The sequence below is a fragment of the Burkholderia arboris genome, assembly GCF_902499125.1.
Classification (GTDB): Bacteria; Pseudomonadota; Gammaproteobacteria; order Burkholderiales; family Burkholderiaceae; genus Burkholderia; species Burkholderia arboris.
In genome coordinates, this window is sequence record NZ_CABVPX010000005.1 from 81,753 (window position 1) to 95,980 (window position 14,228).

A 14,228-nucleotide genomic window follows, 5' to 3' on the forward strand; every position below is an offset into this window, starting at 1 on the left:
CGCAGACAGGAACGACGATGCTATTTGTTCGCCCCGGCAAACTCACGGATCTCGATGCGCTCGCGCACATGGCGCGCACCGCGCAGCCGGTCCTGCACTCGCTGCCGCACGACCGCGCGGCGCTCGAAGCGCGCGTGGCGCTCTCCGAAGATTCGTTTCGCGCGGACGTCGACTTCGCCGGCGAGGAGTTCTACCTCTTCGTGCTCGAGGATTCGTCGACGGGCAAGCTGCTCGGCACGGCGAGCATCGTGGCCGCGGCCGGCTACTCGGAACCGTTCTACGCGTTCCGTAACGACGCGCTGATCCACGCGTCGCGCGAACTGCACGTGAACCGCAAGATCCACGCGCTCACGATGTCGCACGAGCTGACTGGCAAGAGCCGGCTCGCGGGCTTCTACGTCGATCCGTCGCTGCGCGGCGACGCGGCCGCGCACCTGATCTCGCGCGCCCGGATGATGTACATCGCCGCGAACCGACGCCGCTTCACGCCCGAAGTGTTCACGCTGCTGCTCGGCGTGAGCGACGGCAACGGCGCATCGCCGTTCTGGGAAGCGGTGGGGCGCAAGTTCTTCGGCCGCAACTTCACCGACGTCGACATCGCATCGGGCGGCCGCAGCCGCACGTTCATCGCGGAAGTGATGCCGGCCTATCCGCTCTACGTGCCGCTCCTGCCGGAAGCCGCGCAGCGCGTGCTCGGCGAGCCGAACGAAACGGCCTTGCTCGCATACGACATCCATCTCGAGGAAGGCTTCGAGCCCGACCGCTTCGTCGACATCTTCGACGCGGGCCCGGTGCTGACCGCGCAGGTCGACCGCACCGCATGCGTGAAGCAGGCGTCGGAGCGTATCGTGCGCGAGGCCGCGCACCAGCAGGGCGACGTCGCCTACATGGTGTCGACTGGCAGCGGCGAATCGTTCCGCTGCGTGCTGGCCGACCTGCCGGGCGACACGGCCGACGCGCCGCTGGCCGGCGACGTGCGCGCGGCGCTCGATGTGAAGGATGGCGATGTCGTGCGCTGCGTGCCGCTGCACCGCCGCGACGATGAAGATTTGACGGGAGACGCAGCATGATCGTCGTTCGGGTCGTACAAACGGGCGATGTCGACGCGCTCGTGTCGCTCGCGAAGGAAACCGGGCCGGGCCTGACCACGTTCAAGCCCGACCGCGACGCGCTCGCCGCGCGCATCGAGCGCTCGCGCCGTACGCTCGACGGGCAGGCGGCGCCGGGCGAAGCCGGCTACTTCTTCGTGATGGAAGAATCGAAGACGGGCGACATCGCGGGCGTGTGCGGGATCGAAACGCAGGTCGGCCTCGAACAGCCGTTCTACAACTATCGCGTGAGCACGGTCGTGCACGCGAGCCAGGAACTCGGCGTGTGGACGCGGATGTCCGCGCTGAACATCTCGCACGACCTCACGGGCTACGCGGAAGTGTGTTCGCTGTTCCTGAGCCCGCGCTATCGCACGGGCGGCGTCGGCGGCTTGCTGTCGCGCTCGCGCTTCATGTTCATCGCTCAGTTCCGCGAGCGCTTTCCGGAACGCATCTGCGCGGAACTGCGCGGCCACTTCGACGAGGACGGCACGTCGCCGTTCTGGCGCGCAGTCGGTTCGCACTTCTACCAGATCGATTTCAACGCGGCCGATTACCTCAGCTCGCACGGCCGCAAGTCGTTCCTCGCGGAACTGATGCCGCGCTACCCGGTGTATGTCGACCTGCTGCCGCAGGACGCGCAGGACGCGGTCGGCCTCACGCACCGCGACACGCTGCCGGCCCGCAAGATGCTCGAAGCGGAAGGGCTGCGCTACCAGAATCACGTCGACATCTTCGACGCGGGCCCCGTGCTCGAATGCCATGTCAACGATCTGCGCACGGTGCGCGAGAGCGTCGTCGTGCCGGTCGCGATCGGCGTGCCGGACGCACGTGAAGATGGGCCGAAGTCGCTCGTGTCGAACACGTCGCTCGGCGATTTCCGCGTCGGCGTCGCGCCGGGCGTGGTCGCGAACGGCGCGTTCGTGCTGTCGGCCGACGATGCCGTCGCGCTCGACGTGAAGGCCGGCGATCCGGTCCGCGTACTGCCGCTCAAAGTCAAACAGGGATAAACGAATCATGACGGAACTCTTCATCGACGGCGCCTGGGTCGCAGGCTCGGGCCCCGTCTTCGCTTCGCGCAACCCGGGCACCGACGAGATCGCATGGCAGGGCGAAAGCGCGTCGGCGGCCGACGTCGACCGTGCGGTCGCGAGCGCACGCCGCGCATTCGCCGGCTGGTCGGCGCTCGACTTCGAATCGCGCTGCGCGATCGTCAAGCGTTTCGCCGCATTGCTCAACGAACGCAAGGAAGCGATCGCGACCGCGATCGGCCGCGAGACGGGCAAGCCGCTGTGGGAAGCACGAACCGAAGTCGCGTCGATGGCCGCGAAGGTCGGCATCTCGATCCAGGCGTACCAGGAACGCACCGGCGAGAAGCGCCAGGACATGGCCGACGGCGTCGCGGTGCTGCGCCACCGTCCGCACGGCGTCGTCGCGGTGTTCGGCCCGTACAACTTCCCCGGCCACTTGCCGAACGGCCATATCGTGCCTGCGCTGATCGCCGGCAATGCGGTCGTGTTCAAGCCGTCGGAACTCGCACCGGGCGTCGCGCGCGCGACGGTCGAAGTGTGGAAGGAAGCCGGGCTGCCGGACGGCGTGCTGAACCTCGTGCAGGGCGAGAAGGACACGGGCATCGCGCTCGCGAACCATCGGCAGATCGACGGGCTGTTCTTCACGGGCAGCTCGGACACGGGCACGCTGCTGCACAGGCAGTTCGGCGGTCGCCCGGAGATCGTGCTCGCGCTCGAGATGGGCGGCAACAACCCGCTCGTGATCGGCGAAGTCGAGGATATCGACGCGGCCGTGCATCACACGATCCAGTCGGCGTTCCTGTCGGCCGGCCAGCGCTGCACGTGCGCGCGCCGCATCTTCGTGCCGCAGGGCGCCTTCGGCGACCGCTTCCTCGCACGCTTCGCCGACGTCACGTCGAAGATCACGGCCGACGTGTTCGATGCCGATCCGCAGCCGTTCATGGGCGCGGTGATCTCGGCCCGTGCGGCCGCGAAGCTGGTCGACGCGCAGTCGCGCCTGATCGAGCAGGGCGCGAAGCCGGTCATCGCGATGACGCAGCGCGATCCGCGCCTCGGCTTCGTGAACGCCGCAATCGTCGACGTGACGAACGTCGCGAACCTGCCCGACGAAGAACATTTCGGCCCGCTCGCGCAGATCGTCCGCTATGCGACGTTCGACGACGCGATCGAGCGCGCGAACGACACGGCGTTCGGCCTGTCCGCCGGCCTGCTGGCCGACGACGAGAAGGCATGGGAACACTTCCGCCGCACGATCCGCGCCGGGATCGTCAACTGGAACCGGCCGACCAACGGTGCATCGTCCGCCGCGCCGTTCGGCGGCGCGGGCCGCTCGGGCAACCATCGCCCGAGCGCGTACTACGCGGCCGACTATTGCGCGTACCCGATGGCGTCGGTGGAAAGCACGCAACTGACTTTGCCCGCGAGCCTGTCGCCGGGCCTGCATTTCTGATCGAGGGAACGACGATGAACGCACAAGAAGCCAATTTCGACGGGCTCGTCGGCCCGACCCACAACTACGCCGGCCTGTCGTTCGGCAACGTGGCGTCGCTCAACAACGAGAAGTCGGCCGCGAACCCGAAGGCCGCCGCGAAACAGGGGCTGCGCAAGATGAAGCAGCTCGCGGATCTCGGGTTCGCGCAGGGCGTGCTGCCGCCGCAGGAGCGGCCGTCGCTGCGCCTGTTGCGCGAGCTCGGTTTCTCGGGCAAGGACGCGGACGTGATTGCGAAGGCCGCGAAGCAGGCGCCCGAGCTGCTCGCCGCGGCGAGTTCGGCGTCGGCGATGTGGACCGCGAACGCGGCCACCGTCAGCCCGTCGGCCGACACGAGCGACGGCCGCGTGCACTTCACGCCGGCGAACCTGTGCAGCAAGCTGCATCGCGCGATCGAGCACGACGCGACGCGTCGCACGCTGTCGACGCTGTTCGCCGATCCCGCGCATTTCGCGGTGCATGAAGCGCTGACGGGCACGCCGGCACTCGGCGACGAAGGCGCGGCGAACCACACGCGCTTTTGCGCCGAATACGGCAAGCCGGGCATCGAGTTCTTCGTGTACGGCCGCGCGGAATACCGCCGCGGGCCCGAGCCGAAGCGCTTCCCGGCACGCCAGACCTTCGAGGCGAGCCGCGCGGTCGCGCATCGCCACGGTCTGGCCGAAGAAGCGACGGTCTATGCGCAGCAGGATCCGGACGTGATCGACGCGGGCGTGTTCCACAACGACGTGATCTCGGTCGGCAACCGCGACACGCTGTTCACGCACGAGCGCGCGTTCGTCAACAAGCAGGCAATCTACGACACGCTGACCGCTGCGCTCGACGCACGCGGTGCGCGCCTGAACGTGATCGAGGTGCCGGAAGCTGCCGTGAGCGTGAACGACGCGGTGACGTCGTACCTGTTCAACAGCCAGCTGCTGTCGCGCGCGGACGGTTCGCAAGTGCTCGTCGTGCCGCAGGAATGCCGCGAGAACGCGAACGTTGCCGCCTATCTCGACCAGCTCGCAGCTGGCAACGGCCCGATTCACGACGTGCTCGTGTTCGACCTGCGCGAAAGCATGAAGAATGGCGGCGGGCCCGCGTGCCTGCGCCTGCGCGTCGTGCTGAACGACGCGGAGCGCGCGGCCGTCACGTCGAACGTGTGGATCAACGACACGCTGTTCGCGTCGCTCGACACGTGGATCGACAAGCACTACCGCGATCGCCTTGCACCGTCGGACCTCGCCGATCCGGCGCTGCTCGAGGAATCGCGCACGGCGCTCGACGAGCTCACGCAGATCCTGCACGTCGGTTCGCTGTATGACTTCCAGCGCTGAGGCACGGATGCCGCCCACCGCGCTGCTCGACGATTTTCTCGCGTTCACGCTGGACGGCAGCGTGCCGGCCGAGCAGCACGGTAGCTGCGCGGGCGGTGCGGTGCGCTGGCGGTGGCCCGGCGACGGGCTGCTCGTGCTCGAACCGGCGGCAGCCGACGCGGCGGCTCGCCCGAGCGTGCTCGTGTCGGCCGGCGTGCATGGCGACGAGACGGCGCCGATCGAGCTGCTGTCGATGCTCGTGCGCGATCTCGCGTCGGGCGCGCTGCCGCTCGCGTGCCGGCTGCTCGTCGTGCTCGGCAACGTGCCGGCGATGCGCGCGGGCGAACGCTATCTCGACGACGACCTGAACCGCCTGTTCAGCGGCCGTCACGCGCAGGTGCCCGCGAGCCGCGAAGCGCCGCGCGCCGTGCAGCTCGAAGCGGCGGCCGCCGCGTTCTTCGCGGCCGCGCCGGCAGGCAGCGCACGCTGGCATATCGACATGCATACGGCGATCCGCGCATCGGTGTTCGAGCAGTTCGCACTGCTGCCGCACACGGGCACACCGCCGACGCGCACGATGGTCGAATGGCTCGGCGATGCGCGCATCGCGGCCGTGCTGCTGCATACCGCGAAGGGCAACACGTATTCGCATTTCACGGCCGAGCACTGCGGCGCGCTCGCGTGCACGCTCGAACTCGGCAAGGTGCGGCCGTTCGGCCAGAACGACCTGACGCGTTTCGCACCGGCCGACCGGGCGGTGCGCAAGCTGGTGTCGGGGGCGTCGACGGATGTTGATGCGCGAGGCGGCCATCCGTCGCTGCCGCGCGTCTTCACGGTGATCGACCAGATCACGAAGCAGAGCGACGCGCTCGAGCTGTTCGTCGCGGCCGACGTCGCGAACTTCACCGCGTTCGCGCGCGGCACGGTGCTCGCGCAGGACGGCGACTACCGCTACACGGTGACGCACGACGAGGAGCGGATCGTGTTCCCGAATCCGACGGTGAAGCCTGGCCTGCGCGCCGGTCTGCTCGTGATCGACACGACGCGCGAGACGATTGCGGCACTCGTCTGACCGATCGGCACGGCCGCACTCGGCGTGCGACCCCGCCTTGCGTATTTGCGACATCGTCTTGCAAGTTTGGCGGCCGGCCCGGACGGCGTTGCGTGCGCACCGCAGCATCGTGCGCCGACGGCCGCTTTGCCATACCGGGCCGCGCGGATTGGTACAATCGCGGCCTTGCGGCTGTTGCGCCGCATCACGGCGCGGCAGCCGCATTGCCGTGGTCATCTGACCCTGCAATGATGCATGCGCCCGTAGTTCCGGAACATTCGAGTATCGAGGAGAACACCTGATGAAGTTGGATTGGCGTAAAGTGGCCGCGCATGCGGTGGTGGCGGCATCGGCGGTGGCGGCAGGCAGCGCGGTTGCCGCGGATCTCAAGGAGATCCGGTTCGGCGTCGAGGCCTCGTACGCACCGTTCGAATACAAGACGCCCGACGGCAAGCTGACCGGCTTCGACATCGACATCGGCAACGCGGTGTGCGCGAAGCTGAAGACGAAGTGCGTGTGGGTCGAGAACGACTTCGACGGCCTGATCCCTGCGCTGCAGGCACGCAAGTTCGACGCGATCAACTCGGACATGACGATCACCGATCAGCGCAAGCACGCGATCGCGTTCACCGACCCGATCTATACGATTCCGAACCAGCTGATCGCGAAGCAGGGCAGCGGCCTGCTGCCGACCCCGCAGTCGCTGAAGGGCAAGCGCGTCGGCGTGCTGCAGGGCACGATCCAGGAAGCGTACGCGAAGAAGAAGTGGGCGCCGGTCGGCGTTGAAGTCGTGCCGTACCAGACGCAGGATCTGGCCTATGCCGACCTGAAGTCGGGCCGTCTCGACGCGACGTTCCAGGATTCGGAAGCCGGCTCGAAGGGCTTCCTGACGAAGCCGCAAGGCCAGGGCTTCGCGTTCGCGGGCGGCACGGTCAGCGACACCGAGATCCTCGGCTCGGGTGTCGGCTTCGGCCTGCGCAAGAACGACGCGGCGCTGAAGACCGCGCTCGATCAGGCGCTGAAGGACCTGAAGGCCGACGGCACGATCGACAACCTCGCGAAGAAGTACTTCAGCGTGCCCGTGACGCTCAAGTAAGCGTTTCGTTCGAACGCACGATGCAAGCAAACCGGCCGCTGATGCGGCCGGTTTGTTTTTGCGGAGCGCAAACGCCGGGGGCGGCCCGGGCGTCAGCCGTGCTGGGCGGGGAAGAACCGCCCCAGCTCACGCGCGAGCTCGTTGAGGATGCTCATTTCCTGTTGCGAGATCTTGCGGGCCGGCTGCGCGCCGGCCCAGTCGCCGTACAGCAGCGCGACCGTGGTCGTATCGACGCGCACCGGCAGCAGCACGAACGCGCGCGTGTCGTCGAACACGTCGAGGTACCACGCGGGCAGGCGCTTGAGCATCTTCGGTTCCTGCGCCTGCTCGATGAAGATGCCGACCGAATTGGTGATCGCGAGATGGAACACGTCCGGTTCGAAGCGCTCGTCGAAGCGCAGCCGGTAGAGCGCCGCGTCGACGCCGGGACCGAAGCCCAGGCGCGCGGCGAAGGTGCCGTCGTCGTGCCGGACGAACATCACGGTGCGCGTGAATGCGAGGCTGGCGAGCAGGCTTTCCGACGCGAGCGCGAGCACCGGCGTCAGCACATGCTCGGACGGCAGCGCACGCAGGTCGGCGAGGCCGGCTTCGAGGCAGGCCTCGGGTTCGGCCTGGGCTCGCGCGATCGCATCGGCGTTCGCGCGCAGTTCGACGATCTCGCGCATCACCGTGTCGCTCGCTTCCTCGTGCGCGAGCTGCTCGGCGATCTCGACGAGTGCGTCGGGTTCCGTGTCGAGCGCCAGCGCATAGTGCTGCGCAAGCGCGTCGATGTGCGCATCGCGCTGCGGACTGTCGGGCATCGCGAGCGCGCTCGCGACGTCGGTCGAGCAGCGGCTCACCGCACGCAGCCAGTTCACGCGCTCGATCCGCTCCTCGTCGGCGGGGAGTTCGCGGCCGAATGCGTCGACGCGGTTCAGATGGTGGTGATCGTCGGCGATGCCGTCCCGGATCGTGTCGGGCAGCCGCCAGCGCGTGGCCGCGTCGAGCCCGATCTCGTCGAAGCCGACGCCGAGCACGGCGACGCAGGCGGCCGATTCGTCGCCATGCATCTCCGCTGCGCGGCGGCGGATCTTGTCCCATTCGCTGTCGAGATAGCAGACCACCAGCAGCTTGCCGACCTGGCGCATCAGCGTACAGACGACGGCTTCCTCGCCCGCGCGCAGGTCGGCGCGCTCGGTGAGCTTGCGTGCGACGCAGCCGGACAGCAGCGCACGGTTCAATTCCAGCTTCGCGTCGATGCGCCGCGGCGTGCTGTGGTGGAAATGGTCGACGAGCTTCAGCCCGACGACGAGATGGCCGACGGCGTCCATGCCGAGCACCATCAGGGCGCGGGTCACGGTCGTGATGTTGCCGCCGAACGCCATGTACATCGCGGAATTCGCGAGCCGCAGCACTTTCTGCGTGAGCGCGAAATCCGACAGCACGACGCGCACGAGCGCGGTGAAGTCGAGGTCGTCGTTCTTCATCGCGGCCATCGTGGCGCGCAGCGATTCCGACAGCAACGGGAAATCGCCCCGTTCGTTCATCCGGGCCCACAGCTTGTCGAGCAACGCAGTGCGGGGCAGGTGTTCGGTGATTGACATACGGATCTGTCCGGTTCGCCGCGCGTCAGGCGGCGGCGTGCAGGTGCAGCTGCTGCGCCTCGAAGCGCCGCGCGAGCTCCTCGGACGGCAGCGCCTGGCAGACGAGCCAGCCCTGGATGTGATTGCAGCCCATCTCCGTCAGCAGCTCGCGCTGCGCCTCGGTCTCGACGCCTTCGGCGACGAGCTCGAGATCCAGTGTTTGCGCGAGGCCGACCACTGCCGACACGATCGCGCGGTCGTTGCGCGACGTCAGCAGGTTCTCGACGAAGCTGCGGTCGATCTTCAGCTTCGCGAGCGGGAAGCGCTGCAGATAGGCGAGGCTCGAGTACCCGGTGCCGAAATCGTCGATCGCGAAGCGGATGCCGAGATCGGTCAGCTCCTCGAGCAGCACTTTCGCGTGCGCGGGATCGTGCATCAGCAGGCTTTCGGTGATTTCGAGCACGATGCGGCGCGGGTCGATGCCCGTCAGCGCGATCGCCTCGCGCACGCTCTGCGTGAAGCGCGGGTCGCGGAACTGCTGCGGCGACACGTTGACGGCCACGTATTGCAGCGCGAGCCCCTGGCCGTCCCAGGCAACGAGTTGCATGCACGCGGCCTTGAGCACCCAGTTGCCGAGGTAGTTGATCAGGCCGATCGATTCGGCGAGCGGAATGAAGGTCGCGGGCGGCACGAGGCCGTGCACCGGATGGCGCCAGCGGATCAGCGCCTCGACGCCGACCACCGCGCCCGACTGGCTGCGCGTGATCGGCTGGAAATGGAGCGAAAACTCGCCGTTGCGCACGCCGTCGTACAGGTCGGCTTCGAGCTTGAGCCGCTCGGCGTCGGCCGGATCGTCGACGGGCGCATGGAAGGCGAGCGCGTTGCCGCCCGATGCCTTCGCTTGCGCGAGCGCATGGTCGGCGCGGCGCAGCAGCGGACTGTGATGCTGCGCCCGATGCGGCGCGGCACGTTCGTCGGGGTAGAGCGCGATGCCGATGCTCGCCGACAAGTGCACGGTCTGCCCCTGGTACACGTAGGGCTCGCGCACCGCGGCCTGCAGCCGGCGCGCGAGCGCGTCGGCGGTATTGCTCGCCTGCGTGCGGCCGGAGGCGCTCAGCACGACCGCGAACTTGTCGCTCGCGACGCGCGCGAGCTGCTCGTTCGGCGTGACGAGCGCCTTCAGCCGCTGCGCGGTCTCGCGCAGCAGCGTGTCGCCCGCGTCGTAGCCGAGCGCGCGGTTGATCCGCTGGTAGTCGTCGAGGTCGAGCAGCAGCAGCGCCGCGCAGGTGCCGTCCTCGTCGGCGGTCTGCTGCGCGCGCATCAGCGCCGGCACGAGCGCGGACAGGTTGTCGAGCCCCGTCATCGGATCGTGGTGCATTTCATACGTCAGCTTTGCTTCGAGCGCGCGCCACGACGACACGTCGAACGCCGCGATCGCGAAGCCGTCGACGCCGTGATGGCGGCTCTTGAACGCGCGGATCTCGACGTCCAGCGGGTAGGTGAGCGACTTGACGATGCACATCGTCGCCTTCTCGACCTGGCCGGAACGCGCGGCGCGGGCAAGCAGCCCTTCGAGCGCCGGGGTATCCTGTTCGGCGATGAGGTCGCGCAGCGTCAGCGTGTGCAGATAGTCGCGGTGATAGCCGATGAAGCGCAGGCTCGCGTCGGAGACGTACAGAAAGCGCAGCTCGCGGTCGACATGGGCGAGGAAGTCCACCGTGCCGACCGTCTGTTCCAGCCAGTTGCGCACGGAATCGTCGCGGCGCGGCGCGCCGGCGCGCGCGGGCATCAGCGCGCCGCCCGACCAGGCGAAGCGGCGCAGCGTATGCAAGGCGCTGCGCCAGGAGCCCTTGCGTGACGTCTGTTTCCTGTTGGCTTCCATGTTTCTCGCTGACGTGAAGGGCTGGAACCGGTTGTCCGCAAGGAATAACGGCAGACTGTGCGGAATCTTTAACGGACCGGCCGCGGCTGGCGCTGCCGGCGGTCCGGATCGTATGCGCAGGTGTTCGACAGGCGAACGCCTACGTGGCCTACATCGAGGCTGACTTTATAAGAAATGAGGACGCAGATGAAGCGAAAACTGTTGCTGGGCGCCGTTGCGGCGCTGGTGGCCGGCCATGCGCTGCTGGCGCAGGCGGAACTGAAGCCGGGCGCCGCGGCGCCCGATTTCACGACGCAGGCGTCGCTGGGCGGCAAGACTTACACGTACTCGCTCGCGGACGCGCTGAAGCAGGGGCCGGTCGTGCTGTACTTCTACCCGGCCGCGTTCACGAAGGGCTGCACGATCGAGGCGCATGCGTTCGCGGATGCGGTCGACCGTTACAAGGCTTACGGCGCGACGGTGATCGGCGTGTCGGCCGACAATATCGACACGCTGACGAAGTTCTCGGTGAGCGAGTGCCGGAGCAAGTTCCCGGTCGCGGCCGACCCGGACGCGAAGATCATCCGCGAATACGACGCGAAGCTGCCGGCGCTCGACCGCGCGAACCGCGTGTCGTACGTGATTTCGCCGGAAGGGAAGGTTTTGTACGAGTACACGAGCCTGTCGCCCGACAAGCATGTGGAGAACACGCTCGCCGCCGTGAAGGCGTGGGCCGACGCGCATCCGAAGCAGTAAGCGGCGGCGCGCGGCGGGGCGTTATGCGCGCAAGGCCTGTTCGATCGGCACGCTGCCGCCGACGAAGCCGACGATCTTGCGCGAGATGCCGAGCTTGATCGCCTCGATCGCGGCCCAGGCAACGTCCTGGCGCGACACGGGCGGTGCGGGATCGAGCCATGCGTCGGTCAGCGCGATCTTGCCGACGCCCGGATCGTCCGTGAGCGGGCCCGGGCGCAGGATCACGTAGTCGACACCCGACGCGATCACGCGATCGTCGCCTTCGCGTTTCATCTGCGAATAATGGCGAATGGCATCCGGCGCCTGCTCGGGCCGGTAAGCCGACAGCGAACTGATCACCACGAGCTTCTGCGCGTTGTAGGCCAGCGTGTATTCGGCCGCGCGGGCCACCGCGTCGCGGTCGACCTGTTCCTCTTCGGCCGCGCCCTCCGATTCGGCCGAGCCGGCCGCGTAGATCACGTGCGTGATGCCCTGGAATGCGTGCGAGAAATCGTTCGTCAGATCGGCCTCGGCGACCCGTGCGCCCGCCAGCGCATAGCCGTGGCGGCGCACGAGCGCCGTGACCTCGAACTCCGGCTGCTTGAGCAGCAGATCCGCGCAGGCCTGGCCCGTTCGGCCGGTCGCGCCAATCAGCAGTACCTTCGTTGTCATGAAACCGCTCCTTGCTCGATGCGTCATCCATCCAGATAGGGACGGACGACGGATAACTCAAGTGTAATGTCGAATTGGCCCGGCCGCGGGTGCGTATTAAGGGGCGTACCGGCATCGGGCGTACCGGCATCGGGCGTACCGGCGTCGGGTACATCGGCATCGGGCGCAAGCAGGGCGGCGCGGGCACGCGATCTGCGGTGTCGCGGCTGGCGTTCGGGCGTTCATTCATGCAACGGATGCGGGAATGACGCGCCGACCGGCTATCATGTGCGCGATGGATTTTTCGCCGTGACGCGTGATAACGCGCCGGCCCACCGGTTGGAGTACACATGGCATTACCCCTGGACAACGTTAGCATGGCCGTGTTCTGCGACTTCGAGAACGTTGCGCTCGGCGTGCGCGACGCGAAGTACGAGAAATTCGACATCAAGCCCGTGCTGGAGCGCCTGCTGCTGAAGGGCAGCATCGTCGTGAAGAAGGCCTATTGCGACTGGGATCGCTACAAGGGCTTCAAGGCGTCGATGCACGAGGCGAGCTTCGAGCTGATCGAGATTCCCCACGTGCGCCAGTCGGGCAAGAATTCGGCCGACATCCGGCTCGTCGTCGACGCGCTCGACCTCTGCTACACGAAGTCGCACGTCGATACGTTCGTGATCATCAGCGGCGATTCCGACTTTTCGCCGCTGGTGTCGAAGCTGCGCGAGAACGCGAAGAAGGTGATCGGCGTCGGCGTGAAGAAATCGACGTCGGACCTGCTGGTCGCGAACTGCGACGAATTCATCTTCTACGACGACCTGGTGCGCGAGCAGCAGCGCGCGCTCGCGAAGCGCGAACAGCAGCAGCGTGCGGGCAACGGCGGCGCGAAGCGGTCCGACGAGCCGTCGTCGCGGAAGCACGACCTGGACGCACGCAAGGCCGAGGCGATCGCGCTGGCGGTCGAGACGTTCGATGCGCTCGCATCAGAGCGCGACGACGTCGGCAAGATCTGGGCGTCGGTGCTCAAGAGCGCGATCAAGCGCCGCAAGCCGGATTTCAACGAGTCGTACTACGGGTTCCGCGCGTTCGGCAACCTGCTCGACGAAGCGCAGGCGCGCGGCCTGCTCGAAGTGGGGCGCGACGACAAGTCGGGCGCATTCGTGTCGCGGGCCCGCCAGCCGGCGGTCGTGGAGCATGTCGCGACGGGCGGTGAAGGCGGCACGCACGGCGGCGCGCACCACGGTCACGGTACGCGTGCGGCCGAGCCGGCGCGGGCCGGGCGCAATGCGCAACGTCGCGGGCAGCGGGCGGAAGCGGTCGTGCACGAAAGCGTGCAGGTCGAGGCGGACGAGGAAACGGTTGCCGAGGCCGTCGAGGCGGTGACGCCGCCGGCTGAAATAGCCGAAGCGGCCGACGCGCATGGCGAGGCGAAGGATGGCCGCAAGCGTGCGCGCAAGAGCGCGGCGAAGAAGACCGGCGCGAAGAAGGGCGTGGCCGCGAAGGGCGCGGGCCGTCACGCGGCCGGGAAGAGCGGCGACGCTGCCCGCGATGCGGCGACGCACGCGCACGGCAAGCATGCCGACGACGCGCACCGCGACGCGGAGCAGGGCGGCGAGCGGCACGTCGCGGTGGCGCACGCCGAGCCGGCAGCCGGCGATGTCGGCGGTGAGGTTGCCGCCGCCCAGCCGTCGCACGATGCGGCGCCGGCCGAAGCGGCTGCCGAAGCGCCGGCTGCTGCCAAGAAGAAGCCGGCCCGCAAGGCGGCACCGCGCGCGCGCCGTCCGCGCAAGACGGCGGCCGACGCTGCCGAGTAACGCCGGCCGGGTGCCTTCCCGGGCGGAGCGGCACCCGCACCGCGATACAGGCCGGCGCAACGCCGGCCTGCCGCGCTAGCCGTTCAGCGCATACGGCCGCGTCATCACTTCGAGGAAGTGGCCGTCCGGATCGTCGAAGTACACGCCGCGTCCGCCGTTGTGGCGGTAGATGTCATCGGGTTGCCGCTTCGCCGGATCGGCCCAGTGCGCCAGCCCGCGCTCGCGGATGCGCGCCAGCACGCGATCGAAGCCGGCTTCGTCGAGCAGGAACGCGTAATGCTGCGACCGGATTTCCCCCGCCTGTTCGTAAAAATCGAGCGACACGCCGTTGTCGAGCGCGACGACCAGCATCGCGCCGAACGGCGTCGGCGGCGGCAATTCCAGGAGTTCGGTGAGGAAGCGGCTCGACGCACGCTTGTCGCGGCACCAGACGATCGTATGGTTCAGCTGGACGTTCATGGTGTGTCCCCGTGAAGGGCCCCGCGGTGGGCATGGACTCACGATAGCCGATCGTCGCTGGCGTTCAAGCGCAAAAAATGGCCGCCCACCGGGCGGCCG

The 14,228-nt window shown here is 68.1% G+C and carries 12 protein-coding genes; 8 read left to right on the plus strand and 4 right to left on the minus strand.

Annotated elements, in window-relative coordinates; translation table 11 throughout:
• Positions 1 to 17: 17 nt before the first annotated feature.
• The 6 genes from aruF (at position 18) to BLA15945_RS08080 (ending at position 7,050) form a co-directional block, all read left to right on the plus strand.
• Positions 18 to 1,070 carry an arginine/ornithine succinyltransferase subunit alpha gene (gene aruF / locus BLA15945_RS08055; RefSeq protein ID WP_059235281.1) on the plus strand — a complete coding sequence of 351 codons (1,053 nt, stop codon included), beginning with the start codon at positions 18 to 20 and terminating at the stop codon, positions 1,068 to 1,070.
• Complete coding sequence (gene astA, locus BLA15945_RS08060; RefSeq protein WP_059235279.1) at positions 1,067 to 2,098, plus strand: arginine N-succinyltransferase; 1,032 nt, start codon at positions 1,067 to 1,069, stop codon at positions 2,096 to 2,098. Before aruF ends, astA begins: the two co-directional genes overlap by 4 nt.
• A 7-nt stretch (positions 2,099 to 2,105) precedes the next feature.
• Positions 2,106 to 3,569, plus strand: coding sequence for a succinylglutamate-semialdehyde dehydrogenase (gene astD, locus BLA15945_RS08065; protein WP_059235277.1), 1,464 nt, complete (start codon positions 2,106 to 2,108; stop codon positions 3,567 to 3,569).
• Between the two features lie 14 nt (positions 3,570 to 3,583).
• Positions 3,584 to 4,924 (plus strand): N-succinylarginine dihydrolase, encoded by a 1,341-nt coding sequence (gene astB / locus BLA15945_RS08070; RefSeq protein ID WP_174992012.1) that lies wholly within the window; start codon positions 3,584 to 3,586, stop codon positions 4,922 to 4,924.
• A 7-nt stretch (positions 4,925 to 4,931) separates the two neighbouring features.
• Entirely contained in the window at positions 4,932 to 5,975 is a 1,044-nt protein-coding gene (gene astE / locus BLA15945_RS08075) for a succinylglutamate desuccinylase (RefSeq protein ID WP_174992106.1), read from the plus strand.
• A gap of 280 nt (positions 5,976 to 6,255) precedes the next feature.
• Positions 6,256 to 7,050 carry an ABC transporter substrate-binding protein gene (locus tag BLA15945_RS08080; RefSeq protein ID WP_059235270.1) on the plus strand — a complete coding sequence of 265 codons (795 nt, stop codon included), beginning with the start codon at positions 6,256 to 6,258 and terminating at the stop codon, positions 7,048 to 7,050.
• A gap of 92 nt (positions 7,051 to 7,142) precedes the next feature.
• Here the strand turns inward: BLA15945_RS08080 and BLA15945_RS08085 are convergent, their stop codons facing one another.
• Positions 7,143 to 8,633 (minus strand): HDOD domain-containing protein, encoded by a 1,491-nt coding sequence (locus BLA15945_RS08085; protein ID WP_174992013.1) that lies wholly within the window; start codon positions 8,631 to 8,633, stop codon positions 7,143 to 7,145.
• A gap of 25 nt (positions 8,634 to 8,658) precedes the next feature.
• Positions 8,659 to 10,401, minus strand: coding sequence for a cyclic di-GMP phosphodiesterase CdpA (gene cdpA, locus BLA15945_RS08090; protein ID WP_196486604.1), 1,743 nt, complete (start codon positions 10,399 to 10,401; stop codon positions 8,659 to 8,661).
• 279 nt (positions 10,402 to 10,680) lie between these two features.
• On the opposite strand from cdpA, the gene BLA15945_RS08095 reads away from it, so the two are divergent.
• Complete coding sequence (locus BLA15945_RS08095; protein ID WP_059235263.1) at positions 10,681 to 11,229, plus strand: peroxiredoxin; 549 nt, start codon at positions 10,681 to 10,683, stop codon at positions 11,227 to 11,229.
• Between the two features lie 21 nt (positions 11,230 to 11,250).
• Here the strand turns inward: BLA15945_RS08095 and BLA15945_RS08100 are convergent, their stop codons facing one another.
• A complete protein-coding gene (locus BLA15945_RS08100; protein WP_174992014.1) occupies positions 11,251 to 11,880 on the minus strand; it encodes an NAD(P)H-binding protein in 630 nt (209 codons plus the stop codon).
• A 329-nt stretch (positions 11,881 to 12,209) separates the two neighbouring features.
• Here BLA15945_RS08100 and BLA15945_RS08105 point away from each other — a divergent pair, with 329 nt between their 5' ends.
• Positions 12,210 to 13,670 carry an NYN domain-containing protein gene (locus BLA15945_RS08105; protein ID WP_059235259.1) on the plus strand — a complete coding sequence of 487 codons (1,461 nt, stop codon included), beginning with the start codon at positions 12,210 to 12,212 and terminating at the stop codon, positions 13,668 to 13,670.
• A 75-nt stretch (positions 13,671 to 13,745) separates the two neighbouring features.
• On the opposite strand, the gene BLA15945_RS08110 is transcribed toward BLA15945_RS08105, so the two are convergent.
• Positions 13,746 to 14,129: a VOC family protein gene (locus tag BLA15945_RS08110; protein WP_059235257.1), complete on the minus strand. Its 384-nt coding sequence runs from the start codon at positions 14,127 to 14,129 to the stop codon at positions 13,746 to 13,748.
• Between the last annotated feature and the right edge of the window lie 99 nt (positions 14,130 to 14,228).

Coding starts and splice junctions, on each gene's coding strand:
- aruF (WP_059235281.1), top strand. CDS start 18: ATGCTATTTGTTCGCCCCGGCAAACTCACGGATCTCGATGCGCTCGCG.
- astA (WP_059235279.1), top strand. CDS start 1,067: ATGATCGTCGTTCGGGTCGTACAAACGGGCGATGTCGACGCGCTCGTG.
- astD (WP_059235277.1), top strand. CDS start 2,106: ATGACGGAACTCTTCATCGACGGCGCCTGGGTCGCAGGCTCGGGCCCC.
- astB (WP_174992012.1), top strand. CDS start 3,584: ATGAACGCACAAGAAGCCAATTTCGACGGGCTCGTCGGCCCGACCCAC.
- astE (WP_174992106.1), top strand. CDS start 4,932: ATGCCGCCCACCGCGCTGCTCGACGATTTTCTCGCGTTCACGCTGGAC.
- BLA15945_RS08080 (WP_059235270.1), top strand. CDS start 6,256: ATGAAGTTGGATTGGCGTAAAGTGGCCGCGCATGCGGTGGTGGCGGCA.
- BLA15945_RS08085 (WP_174992013.1), bottom strand. CDS start 8,633: ATGTCAATCACCGAACACCTGCCCCGCACTGCGTTGCTCGACAAGCTG.
- cdpA (WP_196486604.1), bottom strand. CDS start 10,401: ATGCCCGCGCGCGCCGGCGCGCCGCGCCGCGACGATTCCGTGCGCAAC.
- BLA15945_RS08095 (WP_059235263.1), top strand. CDS start 10,681: ATGAAGCGAAAACTGTTGCTGGGCGCCGTTGCGGCGCTGGTGGCCGGC.
- BLA15945_RS08100 (WP_174992014.1), bottom strand. CDS start 11,880: ATGACAACGAAGGTACTGCTGATTGGCGCGACCGGCCGAACGGGCCAG.
- BLA15945_RS08105 (WP_059235259.1), top strand. CDS start 12,210: ATGGCATTACCCCTGGACAACGTTAGCATGGCCGTGTTCTGCGACTTC.
- BLA15945_RS08110 (WP_059235257.1), bottom strand. CDS start 14,129: ATGAACGTCCAGCTGAACCATACGATCGTCTGGTGCCGCGACAAGCGT.